This is a genomic window from Sporosarcina saromensis, from assembly GCF_054901285.1.
Genome location: NZ_CM142738.1, coordinates 2,398,461 through 2,413,159 on the forward strand (window position 1 = coordinate 2,398,461; position 14,699 = coordinate 2,413,159).

A 14,699-nucleotide genomic window follows, 5' to 3' on the forward strand; every position below is an offset into this window, starting at 1 on the left:
AAGAGCTGTTTACGACAAAATGAAAAAAACAGTATTTGTTTTAGTTTATGCGTTACTCGTTGTCGGGGTATTTGCTTATAACAAGTCCGCTGAAAATGAAAATTTATCACTCGCTTTAAGTAATCAGTATGCGCAAAAAATGGCAGATGCTTCTGAGAAACTGGACGAATTGGATTCCGCAGTGAAACAGACATTACTCTTTAACGCTTCGGATGGTTCCAAGGAAGCAAAAGACGATATATGGAGATTGTCATCGGACATAAAAAATTCAGTCGCATCATTGCCGCTGGATACAAGTTTTTCAACAACGTGGATGAATTATCTTGGACGTATCGGCAATTATGCGAAAGAAGCGCAGCAATCTGAAAATCCGGATGAATATTATAAGGTCATGTCACAAGCATCCAAAAACTTAGGTGATATGAAAAATGAATGGAGAGTCGCAACAGCCAGTCTCGTTGAAGGTCAATACTCTGTGGATGAGTGGACTGAAAGGTTGAATGCTACGAATCCTGACTTCGACTGGATGAAGATGAGTCAATCGATTAAAAGTTATACTGAAAGTGATTTTCCTTTAACCGCAAGTGAATCGGATGCGATGAAAAAGAGGGAATTAAAAAACATCGACGAACCAAAAATCACGCAAGACCAAGCTGTGAAAAGGTTTCAAGGTCTCTTCCCTCAAGTGTCCAATGATGTTATCGGTGTGGAAATGAGTAAACCCGGCTCCCCATTTCCATTTTTCCACATTCGCTTCACGGATGGTGAATCTATTGGCTATATTGATATTACAGAAAAAGGTGGGCATGTCTTATCTTATTTAGCTGAACGTCCGTTTGGGAAAGAGAACTTTTCTTTTGAAGAAATTAAAAACAAAGCTGAAGACTTCTTGAAACGAGCAGAATATACAGATCTTGTCTATGAAGAAGCGCGAGAAAATAGTACGTCATGGCATTTAGTTTTTGTGCGTAAAGAACCGTTTTACGGGGCGAAAGTGTTTTCTGATGTAATTCATTTAAAAGTCGCGAAAGACACAGGGGGCATTATTGGCTTAAATGCCGCTGAATACATTCAAAAAGAAAAATTGCACCGCCAAGCAATTGATAAAATCGATTGGAAAGAGTTTTTCCACAATGATGTGAACATTGTACGAAACGAACTAGCTTACGTAGAAAATGAACGTTTTGAACAAAGGCTTTCGTATTACTTAACGGTTACGCGAGATGAACACGGCCATACAGGTACGTACAATGTAATTGTAGATACTGAAAACAAAGAGGTTATTAAAACGGAGAAACTGGATTAGTCCAAATGGATTAAAAAACAATATTGGAATTTTTGCCTACTCATGACATAATAGGATTAACTATTATAAGGTAGGTGTACCAGCATGCGTTTAAAAGTGGGTACCACAGTGACAATTGAAAAAGATTTCATCGAGGATGGAGAAAAGTATAAAAGCAAAGTCGTTGATTCTGGAGAGGATTTTGTTTTAATAGACTATCCGTCCCATATCGAAACGAAACGAACAGCTTTTTTCATGGATGGTACGCAATTGCTCATTTCATTTATTGACAACAAGTTATCGTATGTATTTAAAGCAGAAGTGACAGGCAGGATGAACAAAGGTATACCAATGTTAAAATTGTCTTACCCGGGAGACAATGAGTTGTTAAAAATTCAACGTCGAGAATTTGTGCGTGTTGAAACAGCAATAGATGTTTCAATTGATTTTGACGGAGTGTATCGCCAATTTGTTGCCGAGGATATTAGTGCAGGTGGTATTGCGATTAACTTGGGATCCAGTGAGTCGTTAGAGGAAGCGCAACTCGTGCCTATGACAATTGTACTGCCGTACGTTAATGATGAAATTAAATATATCCAATCAAAGGCGAAAGCTGTACGAATATGGGAAAAGGACGGACGAAGAATTGCTTCGATGCAATTTACAGATATTGATCTGCTAGATCGGCAACATATTATCCGTTTCTGTTTTGAAAGACAAATCAAAGAACGGATGAGTAAATGATCAGATTTGGGGAAAGTCCTGTTTACAATGGGACTTTTCCCATTTTTATATGATACAATGTTTTCGAATTGAATTCGGGGGTAGATGATATGTTAAAAGGGATTACAATTGCAATTGATGGTCCTGCAGCTGCAGGGAAGAGTACGATTGCAAAAAGGATTGCTAAAAAACTAGGTTACACTTACATCGATACAGGAGCAATGTATCGAGCATTGACGCATAAAGCGATTGTACAAGGCATAAATATGGATAGTGACAATGAATTATCCGACTTATTAAGGCAAACAGAGATTGTGCTATTGCCGGTAAATGACACGCAAGCAATCCTGATTGATGGTGAAGACTGTACGGAGGAAATTCGGTCACAGTCAGTTACTGCGGGTGTTTCTAAAGTGGCAGCGCATGGCACTGTTCGTAAACTGATGGTTGAAAAACAACGCGATTTAGCTGCTGGGATGGGCGTTGTTATGGATGGTCGAGATATCGGTACGGAGGTGCTTCCTGACGCTGAAGTAAAGATTTTTATGACTGCTTCGGTTGATGAGCGTGCAGAAAGACGCTTTATAGAAAATACGAAACGCGGTATCCATACACCTTTGGAAGAATTGAAACAAGCGATTGAAAACCGAGACAAGGCAGATAGTGAGCGGGAGATTTCTCCATTGAAGAAGGCGGAAGATGCTATATTAGTAGATACAACCTCCATGTCAATTGAAGAAGTAGTCGATGAAATCGTTGAAATCGCAGAAAAGAGGATGTACTGATGAATTTATATCCTTTTGGCAAGTTTCTCGTTAGTACGATCTTTTATCCTTTATACCGTATTAAAGTGACAGGTGTAGAAAATTTCCCTAAAGACGGTGGTGTTCTTCTTTGTGCGAACCATATTGACAATTTAGACCCGCCTGTAGTCGGAATTACAGCCCCGCGCACTGTCCATTTTATGGCGAAAGAAGAATTGTTTCACGTACCGATCCTAAAATCCATTTTACCAAAAGTTCAAGCATTTCCAGTGAAAAGAGGAATGAGTGATCGGGAGGCTTTTCGGACCGCATTGAAGCTGCTCAGAAGTGGCGAGGTTGTTGGAATGTTTCCTGAAGGGACAAGAAGTAAGACGGGCGAATTAGGAAAAGGTCTTGCTGGAGCTGGGTTCTTTGCATTGAAAGGAGAAGCGGTCGTTATGCCGTGTGCAATCATTGGTCCTTACAAAAGATTTAAACGTTTACACGTCGTTTATGGCAAGCCGATTGATATGACTCCGTATCGTGAACGTAAAGCATCTGCAGAAGAGGTGACCGAAGTAATCATGCATGAAATCCAAACCCTTTTGAAGCAAAACAAATAATTTGATAAGGTGAATTTTTTGTTTTTATGAATCGATTCGAATAATATAGAGATAGGATTCATTATGGAGGAGGACTACATATGACGGAAGAAATGAATTTGGATGCAATGAACGGGTATAAAGAGGGTGACCGTGTCACAGCGACTGTGACGAAGATTGAAGATAAATCGGTAATGGTCGAAATTTCTGGTGCACCGTTTGACGGTGTCATCCCAATAAGTGAACTGTCAAGCCTTCACATTGAGAAAGCATCGGACGCTGTGGAAGTAGGGGACGAGCTTGAATTGATCATTACAAAAGTGGAAGATGAAAATTATGTATTATCCAAACGAAAAGTCGATGCGGAAGATGCTTGGGACTCTCTTGAAGAAAAGTTCCGCAACGAAGAGACCATTGAAACTGAAGTGAAAGATGTTGTAAAAGGTGGACTCGTTGTAGATCTAGGTGTAAGAGGATTCATTCCTGCCTCACTCGTCGAAGATCATTTCGTGGAATCGTTTGATGATTACAAAGGACGTACAATGGAATTCAAAATTGTTGAAATGGACAAAGAAAAAAACAGACTGATTTTGTCCCATCGAGCAGTCCTTCAACAACAAAAAGCTACGAAGAAAGACGAGATTCTTGATGAATTGAAAGAGGGTCAAGTCCTTGATGGTACTGTACAACGGATTGCTTCTTTTGGGGCTTTCGTTGACATTGGTGGTGTTGATGGATTAGTTCACATTTCACAAATTTCCCATGAACATATTGATAAAGTTTCTGATGCAGTCAAAGAAGGCGATCGAGTGAAGGTGAAAGTCCTTTCTGTAGATCGCGATGCTGAGAGAATTTCATTATCCATCAAAGAAACATTGCCGGGACCGTGGGATGGAATTGAACAACGGGCAACAATTGGTTCGACGCTTGAAGGAACCGTTAAACGCCTCGTATCGTATGGGGCATTTGTCGAAGTGTTCCCTGGAGTTGAAGGCTTAGTTCACATTTCAAGAATTTCTCATCAGCATATCGGTACTCCACATGAAGTGTTGGAAGAAGGACAACAGGTTGCAGTAAAAGTTGTTGATGTGAATGCAGATGAGAAGAGACTCTCTCTAAGTATTAAGGATTTATTGGAGAAAGAGGAAGAAGAATCTTTTGACGGATATGAAATGAAAGAAGAATCCGGCTTCTCAATTAGTGACGTCATTGGTGATCAATTAAAAAAGTTCACAGAATAAATTTGACGGATTTATGAACATTTGTCATTGTGGCAAAACTGTGGGTGATGGTGCTTGCATAGGCATCATCGCCTTTTTTGTGTATAATAGCACAAGAGATATACTGGAAGGGTGTTAAGACGAATGAGTAAACCAACCGTAGCAATTGTTGGAAGGCCAAATGTAGGAAAATCTACAATTTTTAATCGGATTGTAGGAGAGCGTGTATCGATTGTAGAGGATGTCGCAGGCGTAACACGTGATCGTATTTATAGCTCTGCCGATTGGCTTTCTCATGATTTCAATATAATCGATACAGGAGGCATCGATATAGGCGATGAACCGTTCCTGGAGCAAATCCGTTTGCAGGCTGAGATTGCGATAGAAGAGGCGGATGTCATCATCTTTTTGACAAATGGACGAGAAGGTGTGACAGATGCTGATGAACAAGTTGCAAAGATCCTATACAAAACGAAAAAACCCGTCGTATTGGCAGTAAACAAAATTGACAATCCAGACATGCGGGATATGATTTATGATTTCTACTCCCTCGGTTTTGGAGAATCCTTATCCGATTTCTGGCTCGCACGGCATCGGTCTCGGTGACTTGCTGGATGCAGTTGCTGCTAGCTTTCCGGCACCTGGTGAAGAAGCTATTGAGGATGACGTCATACGTTTTTCGTTGATCGGAAGACCGAATGTCGGGAAATCATCACTCGTTAATGCGTTGCTTGGAGAAGACCGCGTCATCGTCAGTGACGTTGCAGGTACGACGACAGATGCAATTGATACTCCGTATGAATTTGAAGGTCAAAAGTACAAAATTATAGATACTGCCGGAATGCGTAAAAAAGGAAAAGTGTATGAAAACACGGAAAAGTACAGTGTATTGCGTGCATTAAAAGCAATTGACCGATCCGATGTTGTGTTGATCGTCATTAATGGGGAAGAAGGCATTCGTGAACAGGACAAGCGGATTGCTGGCTATGCAGAAGAAGCAGGAAAAGGGATACTTTTCGTCGTGAACAAATGGGATGCGATTGAAAAGGATGACAAGACGATGAATAAATTCACAGAAGACATCCGGAAAAACTTCTTGTTCCTAGACTACGCACCGATTTCATTTGTATCAGCGAAGACGAAACAACGGGTCACAACGTTGTTCGATCAAATCAAAATGATTAGTGAAAACCACGCGATGCGTATTCAGTCAAGCGTGTTAAATGAAGTGATTGAAGATGCCGTTGCACGAAATCCAGCACCGTCAGATAAAGGCCGCAGACTGCGTATCTATTATGCTACGCAAGTGGCAATCAAACCACCTGTATTTGTTGTTTTTGTCAATGAACCTGAACTTATGCATTTTTCATACGAACGATTCCTTCAAAACCGTTTACGTGAATCATTCGGATTTGAAGGAACACCGATTCGTTTAATAACACGAGCAAGAAGCTGAAAAAGAGGTGTCCTATTTTGGAAAAAATCACAGTACTCGGTGCAGGTAGTTGGGGTACGGCAATTGCGTTTGTATTAGCTGAAAACGGACATGATTGTTTGTTGTGGACTAGAAGAACCGAACAAGCTGTAGAAATAAACGAACAGCATACAAATGCAGCTTATTTACCAGGTATCTCCTTACCAGAAAACTTACATTCCCACGCTGACCTTGCAGCGGCAGTTGCACATGCTCAAACGATTGTCATCGCAGTGCCTACAAAAGCGATACGGGAAGTTTGTAGACAAATAGAAGCGCTTTCTAATGAGCCAAAACTTATTGTTCACGTATCTAAAGGAATTGAGCCTGATTCCTTAAAGCGTATTTCTGAAGTAATAGAAGAAGAAATCGATCATTTAAAACGGCAAGCGGTTGTTGCACTTTCTGGTCCAAGTCACGCTGAAGAAGTTGTCCTAAGACATCCTACAACGATTACGGCAGCATCAAATGACAATGCGGCAGCAGTACGTGTGCAAGACCTTTTCATGAACCAATACTTCCGCGTTTACACGAACGATGATTTAATTGGTGTGGAACTTGGTGCTGCGTTAAAGAACATCATTGCACTTGGTGCCGGGATATCAGATGGAATCGGATATGGAGACAACGCAAAAGCAGCGCTCATTACACGTGGGCTTGCAGAAATTACACGTCTTGGTGTGAAAATGGGTGCGAATCCACTTACATTTTCAGGGTTAACTGGATTGGGTGATTTAATTGTGACGTGCACGAGTGTCCATTCACGCAATTGGAAAGCAGGGAATTTACTCGGTAAAGGACAGACGCTCGATGAGGTGGTTTCTGGTATGGGGATGGTCATTGAAGGGGTACGTACAACGAAAGCAGCCTATCGTTTAGCTGAAAAGTATGATGTTTCGATGCCACTGACACAAGCGCTGTACGCTGTCTTGTTCGAAAGTGTGCATCCGAAAGAAGCTGTTGACCAACTGATGAACAGAATGAAAAAACAAGAAACAGAAGACATTTTTTATAAATGAATAATGTTGTTCTGCCGCAGAGGAAAGGATGATCCATTTGTCCCCGTTGGATAAAATGTGGCTGTCTTTTTACGCGATGGGTTTCATGGCGATTTCCATGGGACTCATCTATGTAAGCAGACACAAGCTGTCGAATAGATTTCTGAAGTTTATTTTTGCGCTAATCGCATATGCTTTGTTGCTCTTTTCGTTTTTTGCAATGATCTACCTTGTATTTAGTGGGCCTTCAGGAGGTGCGAGATGATGTTGATGCAACGAAAAAGCATACTTGCTCTCATGTTGTCCTTCGCACTACTTTTAGCAGGTTGTATGTATCCTGATAATGAGCGAGCGACAAAGGAAAATCCATACGAAGAACAGATTGAAGTTGTGCAAAAGGCGGTAGATGCGTATCAGGAAGCAAATGGTGGTCTCTTGCCGATTAAGACAAAAGACCAAGACACAGACAGATACATAAAATACCCAATAGAATTTGCAAAGATTGTCCCTGGTTATACAGAGAAGATTCCTTCGAATGCGTATGAGAATGGGGGGATTTTTCAATATGTCTTAATGGATGTAGAGGAGAACCCGACTGTAAAATTAGTGGACTTGAGAATTGCCGAACGACTTAGAGATTTGAATTTACGCAGGCAAATCAATGGTAGCCTTCCATTCAAAGAGGAAGTCGGTGAATATGTCTATGAAATCGACTATGAAAAAATGGGTTTCAAAGAGCCGTTAAAAGTCGAAAGTCCGTATTCGGATGCGCAGTTACCAATCGTAGTAGCGGCTGATGGGCATTTTTATGTGGATTATTCAATTGATTTGAATCGGATCTTGCAAGAGGAGAAACCGGACGTGAAAGCAGGAGAAGATATACGGTATTTGCTAGAGGAAAAAAGTGCAGTTGTTCCTGCTTATTCTTTGCCCTATACAGTAAATGAAGATAACGAGCCAATCTTCATGAATAAAAAATAACGTCTATTTAAAACGTTTCATGCATTTTTAGCATGAAACGTTTTTCGTTTACATAAACTAATATGCGCGAAAAAAGGGAGGGCTAAGTATGAAAGAGGAATTATACGAAAATCTTGCTAGACGGACAGATGGGGATATTTATATCGGAGTAGTAGGCCCTGTTCGTGTCGGTAAATCGACATTCGTCAAAAGAGTGATGGAAGAGGTCGTCATACCGAACATGACAGATGCTGGCGACAGGGCTCGAGCACAGGATGAACTACCTCAAAGTTCCCCTGGTCCGGTTATCATGACGGCTGAGCCGAAATTTGTACCTGCCCAAGGTACACAAGTATCGATCGGGGATGGTGAGTTATCTTTTCAAGTCAGGCTAGCTGACTGTGTCGGGTATGTCATTGACGGTGTGAAAGGCTATGAAGACGAGGATGGACCGAAATACGTCCATACACCTTGGCACAATGAGCCGATACCTTTTGAGGAAGCTGCACGGATTGGCACTGATAAAGTGATTCGAGATCATTCGACCATCGGTATACTTGTCACGACGGATGGAACCGTGAACAATATTCCTCGAGCTGCCGCTGCAGTTGCAGAAGAGGAAATTGTCGGCAAGCTAAAAGAAATCGGCAAACCTTTTGTCATTGTATTAAATTCAAAAATGCCTGCTCATGACCGGACAGTTGCCCTTAGAGAGCAGCTTCGTGAGCAACATGGTGTTCCAGTCATTGCAATCAGTGCAGATCAATTAAATGCCCAGGAGATTCAACTCATTTTAAAAGAAGCGTTATATGAATTTCCGATTACGGACATCGAATTACAAAAACCTGACTGGATGGATGTTCTCGGTGCTGAACATGACATGAATGCATCCATCGACAATGTGATAAAAGAAGGCTTTTTAGGTGCTTCAAAAATTCGTGAAGTACGGGCATTGGCAGAGCGTTTGAAAGATGAAAAGTATGTCCGACACGCGGAAGTTGTAGAAGTGGACGCTGGTAAAGGGAAAGCGACAGTTAATATTGAAATGGATGAATTGGCATTCCAGGAAGTTTGTGAAGACTTCATGCAGCAAGAAATGCGTACGAAGAAAGATTGGCTCGTTTTTATCAAAGATGCGGTGAAAGCGAAAAAATCTTATGACATGTATGCAGAAGCAATTGATACAGCCAAAAAGACCGGCTATGGGGTTGCATTGCCGACAATTGATGATTTCCAACCGTCTCCACCAGAATTAATTAAACAAGATAACTTCTACGGTGTGCGTATGAAGGCAGCGGCGCCTTCACTACACATTATCCGAATTGATATGGATGCGGAGTTCTCTCCATTAATCGGCTCCGAATTCCATAGTCACCACCTGCTCAAGGAACTGAAGAATGCATACTTACACGACAGAGAAGCACTATGGCAAACACAACTTTTCGGAACACCGTTACATGAGGTGTTGAAGGAAAGTATACGATTCAAGACATCATCTGTTCCACCGAATGCGCGTAAACGTCTCCGTGAGACAATTGAACAGATGGTTAATGATGGAAATAAAGGCATGATTACATTTATCGTTTAAAATGTCCTGACCATTCAATTTGTCAAGGAATATGCTGAAAAGACCCTTATTTTCCGGGTCTTTTTCTGTTTTTGGTCAAATTAGCTAAAATACGGCCAAAACGTCGATAATATTGTTGCACCGCCGTTTTGAGTATGTTACTCTTTTTACAGTGTTCAAAGAAAAGCGCAGAACACCGTTTAGCTCAACCGGCCACTGGAAGGATCGAGAAGAAATGCTCGCATTTCGTCCGAGAGCCAGAAGTGGACGCGTGAGCTGGTGTTCGGAGCTGGACAAAAAGAAAAGCGCAGAACACCGTTTAGCTCAACCGGCCACTGGAAGGATCGAGAAGAAATGCTCGCATTTCGTCCGAGAGCCAGAAGTGGACGCGTGAGCTGGTGTTCGGAGCTGGACAAAAAGAAAAGCGCAGAACACCGTTTAGCTCAACCGGCCACTGGAAGGATCGAGAAGAAATGCTCGCATTTCGTCCGAGAGCCAGAAGTGAACGCGTGAGCTGGTGTTCGGAGCTGGACAAAAGAAAAGCGCAGAACACCGTTTAGCGGTGTAACAGCAATCCCCTTTGAGAGGAGGTGAATGGTGTGAATAAAACAGAATTGATCAACTCAGTTGCCGAAGCGGCAGGTCTGACTAAAAAAGATGCTACTAAAGCGGTTGAAGCTGTATTCGATACAATCCAATCGACACTTGCAAATGGTGATAAAGTACAATTGATCGGATTCGGTAACTTTGAAGTGCGTGAGCGTGCTGCTCGTAAAGGACGTAACCCGCAATCAGGTGAAGAAATCGAAATTGCTGCTAGCAAGGTTCCTGCATTTAAAGCAGGTAAAGCGCTTAAAGATGCTGTTAAGTAATCTTTAAGCTTACATAGGAGTCCGTCCGCTAATTCTGGCTAACAGATCTAGGGGCGGACTCCTTTTATTATGTACGATGGACGATAGAATCCACGAACTGTACGTATGCTTGGGATTATGCTACTATCTTTGAAGGACTAGCATTTCAAAGGGTTGAGGAGGTTGTTGGCATGAATGAAATGGATCTGCCTAAAATAGAGAAAGCAGTGACAATGATTTTGGAGGCTATTGGGGAAGACCCACAACGAGAGGGATTGTTGGAAACGCCAAAACGGGTAGCCAAGATGTATGCGGAAGTTTTTCAAGGAATCGATAAGGATCCTAAACAATATTTTGAGACCGTTTTTCATGAAAACCACGATGAAGTTGTATTAGTAAAAGATATACCTTTCCACTCAATGTGTGAACATCACCTTGTACCATTTTTTGGTCATGCTCATATTGCATACATACCGCGGAACGGAGTTGTTGCAGGACTCAGCAAGCTAGCGCGTGCAGTTGAGACAACAGCAAAACGCCCGCAATTGCAAGAACGAATTACGTCAACTGTTGCGAATGCAATGATGGACATGTTGAATCCTATTGGCGTATATGTCATTATTGAAGCAGAACATATGTGCATGACGATGCGTGGTATTAAAAAGCCGGGTGCTAAAACCGTAACAACTGTAGCACGTGGAATCTATGAACATGACGATGTGAAAAGAGCTGAAATTCTGTCACTTCTTAAGTCCATCTGATGTCTTTGCGGTTAATTGGTTTTCTGTGATATGATTGGATGTATATGAATGACAGGAGTGGAAAACATGGCTCAACCTGAATTTATCGTGATTAAAGCATTAGAAGACGGTGTGAACGTTATTGGTCTCACAAGAGGGAACGATACTAAGTTCCATCATACCGAGAAATTGGATTGTGGTGAAGTGATGATTGCACAATTTACAGAGCATACATCCGCCATGAAAATCCGTGGTAAATCCGAAATTCACTCGGCCCATGGAATTGTTTATAGCGATGGGAAAGAATAACTCTGATCGTATAACTCTTTCACATTGCAATTGAATGGAGATCCGAAGATGGACAGACAACTACTCAATCGAAAGATTCAATACTATATAAGGGATGTTGAACAATCCATTCAAGAACCCATTATGACCAAAACATTAGGAAGAATGCCGTTGGACGATGCAAAGGCGTTTTTTCTATTGTTACCGTTACTGAACGGCGAAGAATGGTCAGAAGAGCTACATGTGTCTGCTCTTGCAGTTGGAGCTGTACATGCAGCTTTTGATATCCATGATAAGGTGGATATTTTAGATGCCTCTTCTAAAGAACAACAACTAATGGTCTTGTCTGGGGATCATTTTAGTGGCATTCACTACAAGTTATTAGCAACTATTTCTGATTTTGCTTTTATTACATCCATGTCTGAGATGATAGGACGGATTAATGAGACGAAAACGAATTTGTTAATGGAAGAAGTAGAAAGTGTACAATCATTGATTCAATCAATGACTTGCATCGAATCGGGATGCATTTCGGAGTTTCTAAACACGTACGGCTTTTCGCGGTATACCAAAATTACGCAGTCTGCATTGGCACTTATTTGGTTTTCCAGGAAGTTCTCCAAAAATGCAATTGTTCGATATGGTTGGACCGGGAATTCCATGAGTAAAACGGATGTTGAAAAAGCAATATCCGTATTGACGACAATCTTACAAGAAGAGCTTGAGAGTGCTGAATTTCTAAGCCCTTTTTTAAAGCAGGAAATTCTTAGGCTCGCGACACCTCTTTTAGGTAAACCCATTTAAGAAAGAAAGGGGAACCATCTTGAAAACATCTAAAGAAGAAAAAGTGCACCATGTATTTGAAAAGATTGCTACGGATTATGATAAAATGAATTCGGTAATCAGCTTCAATCAACATAAAAAATGGCGTAATGATATTATGTTACGCATGAATGTGAAAAAAGGTGCGAAGGCACTAGACGTTTGTTGCGGTACTGCAGATTGGACCATTGCATTAGCGGAAGCTGTAGGGATGGAAGGAGAAGTGAAAGGGCTCGATTTCAGCCCAAGTATGCTTGCTTCAGCCAAACCGAAAGTTGACAAATACCCTACCATTGAACTGATTCAAGGCAACGCGATGGAATTGCCGTTTCCTGACAACAGTTTTGATTATGTAACAATAGGTTTCGGTTTACGGAATGTACCTGACTATGAGCAAGTATTAAAGGAATTGTGCCGAGTATTAAAACCGGGGGGCATGGCAGCGTGTCTAGAAACATCCCAAGCGGAAATTCCTGGGTACCGCCAACTGTTCCGTTTTTACTTTAAATATATCATGCCGATTTTCGGAAAACTTTTTGCGAAAAGTTATAAGGAATACTCATGGTTACAAGAATCCGCGGATGACTTTCCAGGTGCCAAGCAATTGTCACAAATGTTCGTAGACGCTGGGTTTCGTGAAGTATCTTATAAGAAATATAGTGGTGGGGCAACAGCGGGGCACATCGCATACAAATAATTGCAAGTAGGGGAAGGTAATTGTCTTGGAGAAATTGAAGTTATTGTCACTTTATACTGGGTTTCGAAAGGACCTAACATTTATCGAAAAGGAACTTGAAAAAACCGTAGACTCCTCTTCCCCGGTCATTCGGCAAGCTTCTCTCCTGCTTTTACGTGCAGGGGGGAAAAGGATTCGTCCGATTTTCGTTATATTGTCATCACAATTTGGGCAGTATTCAAAGGAGAATGTTGCAAAAGTCGCGGTCTCCTTGGAGCTGATTCATATGGCTTCACTTGTACATGATGATGTCATTGACAATTCGGATGTCCGACGTGGATTCGAAACGGTCAAAGCACGATGGAATAATCGTATTGCAATGTATACAGGTGATTATATCTTCTCAAGAGCACTCGTGTCGATCGGTGAAATTGAAATGCCGGCAGTCCATCAGTTACTCGCAGAGACGATGTTGGAGATTTGTAAGGGTGAAATCATTCAAATAGAATTCCAACAAAAGATTGATCAAACATTCCGCGATTATTTACGCCGTATTAAACGAAAGACGGCATTGTTGTTATCCTCCAGTTGTGAATTAGGCGCACTCGTTTCAAATGCATCTCCCGATGTTGTCAGGAAACTGAAGCGGTTTGGTTATTTTGCCGGCATGGCTTTTCAAATTGTTGATGACATACTGGATATTACTTCAACAGATGAAAAACTTGGCAAACCTGCTGGTAGTGATCTGTTAAATGGACATTTAACATTACCGACACTTTACATAAAAGATGAACCGGAATTCCAGCCCTATTTGGTACGCTCCTTCAATGGAACGTTGACAGATGTTGAGCGGGGAGAGATGTTGACATATATACGTCAGTCAGGTGCTATTGAACGAGCACAACGTGTAAGTGATCAATACTTGGAAAAAGCAATTGCGGAAGTTGAAATGTTGCCGGATTGCGAGGCAAAAAAATCGTTACTACAAATTGCCGAGTTTCTTGGACAAAGAAAGTTCTAATGAAGAGATACCAGTTGAAAGTTTAGGATCTGAATGGTACGATCAGTAAGGATAAAATTCCATACATACGTGAAGGAGTGTTTATAAATGGAAAAAACATTTTTAATGGTAAAGCCAGACGGCGTACAACGTAATTTAATCGGTGAAATCGTAAACCGTTTTGAAAGTAAAGGATTTACATTAGTAGGCGGGAAATTAATGCAAATTTCTCAAGAACTTGCTGAACAACACTACGGTGAACATAAAGAGCGTCCGTTTTTCGGTGAGCTTGTAGAATTCATCACTTCAGGCCCTGTATTTGCAATGGTTTGGGAAGGCGAAAACGTTATCTCAACTGCACGTCTTATGATGGGTGCTACAAATCCAAAAGAATCAGCTCCAGGAACAATTCGTGGAGACTTTGCTGTAACTGTCGGCAAGAACATCATTCATGGTTCAGACTCACCAAAATCTGCAGTCCGTGAGATCAACTTGTTCTTCAAGGAAGAAGAGCTTGTAAGCTATGACAAAGCAATGGTCAGCTGGATTAACTAATTTAATGACTACCAGTAAGGTTTGATAAAAACAGCCAAGCGTACGAACGCAAGGCTGTTTTTATTATATGTGTCAGCATTTTGATGCTTGCAAAACCATTCTCCATGATAATTCCATAGTAGTTTAAGCAAGTAATGATTTCATCGTCAACCGAGATAGGCATAAATATGCATCCGATTTGCATTTGTCACACAT

General features: G+C 41.3%; 16 protein-coding genes and 1 pseudogene. All 17 read left to right on the plus strand.

The genetic code is table 11. From position 1 onward, the window contains the following. Positions 1 to 19 precede the first annotated feature (19 nt). The 17 genes and pseudogenes from ACVHUV_RS12055 to ndk all read left to right on the plus strand — a co-directional run bounded on the left by ACVHUV_RS12055 (position 20) and on the right by ndk (position 14,504). Positions 20 to 1,306: a PepSY1/2 domain-containing protein gene (locus tag ACVHUV_RS12055; RefSeq protein WP_371389993.1), complete on the plus strand. Its 1,287-nt coding sequence runs from the start codon at positions 20 to 22 to the stop codon at positions 1,304 to 1,306. An 84-nt stretch (positions 1,307 to 1,390) separates the two neighbouring features. Continuing rightward, a complete protein-coding gene (locus ACVHUV_RS12060) occupies positions 1,391 to 2,029 on the plus strand; it encodes a flagellar brake protein (protein WP_317941531.1) in 639 nt (212 codons plus the stop codon). A gap of 89 nt (positions 2,030 to 2,118) precedes the next feature. Continuing rightward, positions 2,119 to 2,793, plus strand: coding sequence for a (d)CMP kinase (gene cmk / locus ACVHUV_RS12065; RefSeq protein WP_462084729.1), 675 nt, complete (start codon positions 2,119 to 2,121; stop codon positions 2,791 to 2,793). Continuing rightward, the gene (locus ACVHUV_RS12070; protein WP_317941529.1) at positions 2,793 to 3,374 is read left to right on the plus strand and encodes a lysophospholipid acyltransferase family protein; all 582 of its coding nucleotides are present in this window, start codon (positions 2,793 to 2,795) and stop codon (positions 3,372 to 3,374) included. Before cmk ends, ACVHUV_RS12070 begins: the two co-directional genes overlap by 1 nt. A gap of 80 nt (positions 3,375 to 3,454) precedes the next feature. Next, positions 3,455 to 4,594, plus strand: a complete 1,140-nt coding sequence (gene rpsA / locus ACVHUV_RS12075) for a 30S ribosomal protein S1 (protein WP_371389996.1) — start codon at positions 3,455 to 3,457, stop codon at positions 4,592 to 4,594. 123 nt (positions 4,595 to 4,717) lie between these two features. Then, positions 4,718 to 6,029, plus strand: a pseudogene (gene der, locus ACVHUV_RS12080) (ribosome biogenesis GTPase Der). Between the two features lie 17 nt (positions 6,030 to 6,046). Then, entirely contained in the window at positions 6,047 to 7,066 is a 1,020-nt protein-coding gene (locus ACVHUV_RS12085; RefSeq protein WP_462084730.1) for an NAD(P)H-dependent glycerol-3-phosphate dehydrogenase, read from the plus strand. 55 nt (positions 7,067 to 7,121) lie between these two features. Then, positions 7,122 to 7,310, plus strand: a complete 189-nt coding sequence (locus ACVHUV_RS12090; protein ID WP_371390068.1) for a DUF2768 domain-containing protein — start codon at positions 7,122 to 7,124, stop codon at positions 7,308 to 7,310. After that, the gene (locus tag ACVHUV_RS12095) at positions 7,310 to 8,026 is read left to right on the plus strand and encodes a YphF family lipoprotein (RefSeq protein ID WP_317941524.1); all 717 of its coding nucleotides are present in this window, start codon (positions 7,310 to 7,312) and stop codon (positions 8,024 to 8,026) included. The genes ACVHUV_RS12090 and ACVHUV_RS12095 overlap by 1 nt, the downstream gene beginning before the upstream one ends. Before the next feature lie 88 nt (positions 8,027 to 8,114). After that, a complete protein-coding gene (gene spoIVA, locus ACVHUV_RS12100; RefSeq protein ID WP_317941523.1) occupies positions 8,115 to 9,593 on the plus strand; it encodes a stage IV sporulation protein A in 1,479 nt (492 codons plus the stop codon). Positions 9,594 to 10,171: 578 nt separating this feature from the next. Next, the gene (gene hbs / locus ACVHUV_RS12105; protein WP_037561579.1) at positions 10,172 to 10,444 is read left to right on the plus strand and encodes a non-specific DNA-binding protein Hbs; all 273 of its coding nucleotides are present in this window, start codon (positions 10,172 to 10,174) and stop codon (positions 10,442 to 10,444) included. Between the two features lie 170 nt (positions 10,445 to 10,614). Further along, complete coding sequence (gene folE, locus ACVHUV_RS12110; protein ID WP_371389998.1) at positions 10,615 to 11,184, plus strand: GTP cyclohydrolase I FolE; 570 nt, start codon at positions 10,615 to 10,617, stop codon at positions 11,182 to 11,184. Positions 11,185 to 11,250: 66 nt separating this feature from the next. Next, positions 11,251 to 11,472 carry a trp RNA-binding attenuation protein MtrB gene (mtrB, locus tag ACVHUV_RS12115; protein ID WP_317941932.1) on the plus strand — a complete coding sequence of 74 codons (222 nt, stop codon included), beginning with the start codon at positions 11,251 to 11,253 and terminating at the stop codon, positions 11,470 to 11,472. Between the two features lie 48 nt (positions 11,473 to 11,520). Beyond that, a complete protein-coding gene (locus ACVHUV_RS12120) occupies positions 11,521 to 12,255 on the plus strand; it encodes a heptaprenyl diphosphate synthase component 1 (RefSeq protein WP_462084731.1) in 735 nt (244 codons plus the stop codon). Positions 12,256 to 12,274: 19 nt separating this feature from the next. Then, positions 12,275 to 12,970 carry a demethylmenaquinone methyltransferase gene (locus ACVHUV_RS12125; RefSeq protein WP_317941520.1) on the plus strand — a complete coding sequence of 232 codons (696 nt, stop codon included), beginning with the start codon at positions 12,275 to 12,277 and terminating at the stop codon, positions 12,968 to 12,970. Positions 12,971 to 12,995: 25 nt separating this feature from the next. Next, positions 12,996 to 13,970 carry a polyprenyl synthetase family protein gene (locus ACVHUV_RS12130; protein ID WP_371390002.1) on the plus strand — a complete coding sequence of 325 codons (975 nt, stop codon included), beginning with the start codon at positions 12,996 to 12,998 and terminating at the stop codon, positions 13,968 to 13,970. Positions 13,971 to 14,057: 87 nt separating this feature from the next. Beyond that, on the plus strand, positions 14,058 to 14,504 hold the full coding sequence (gene ndk / locus ACVHUV_RS12135; RefSeq protein ID WP_462084732.1) for a nucleoside-diphosphate kinase: 447 nt from the start codon (positions 14,058 to 14,060) through the stop codon (positions 14,502 to 14,504). Positions 14,505 to 14,699: the final 195 nt, after the last annotated feature.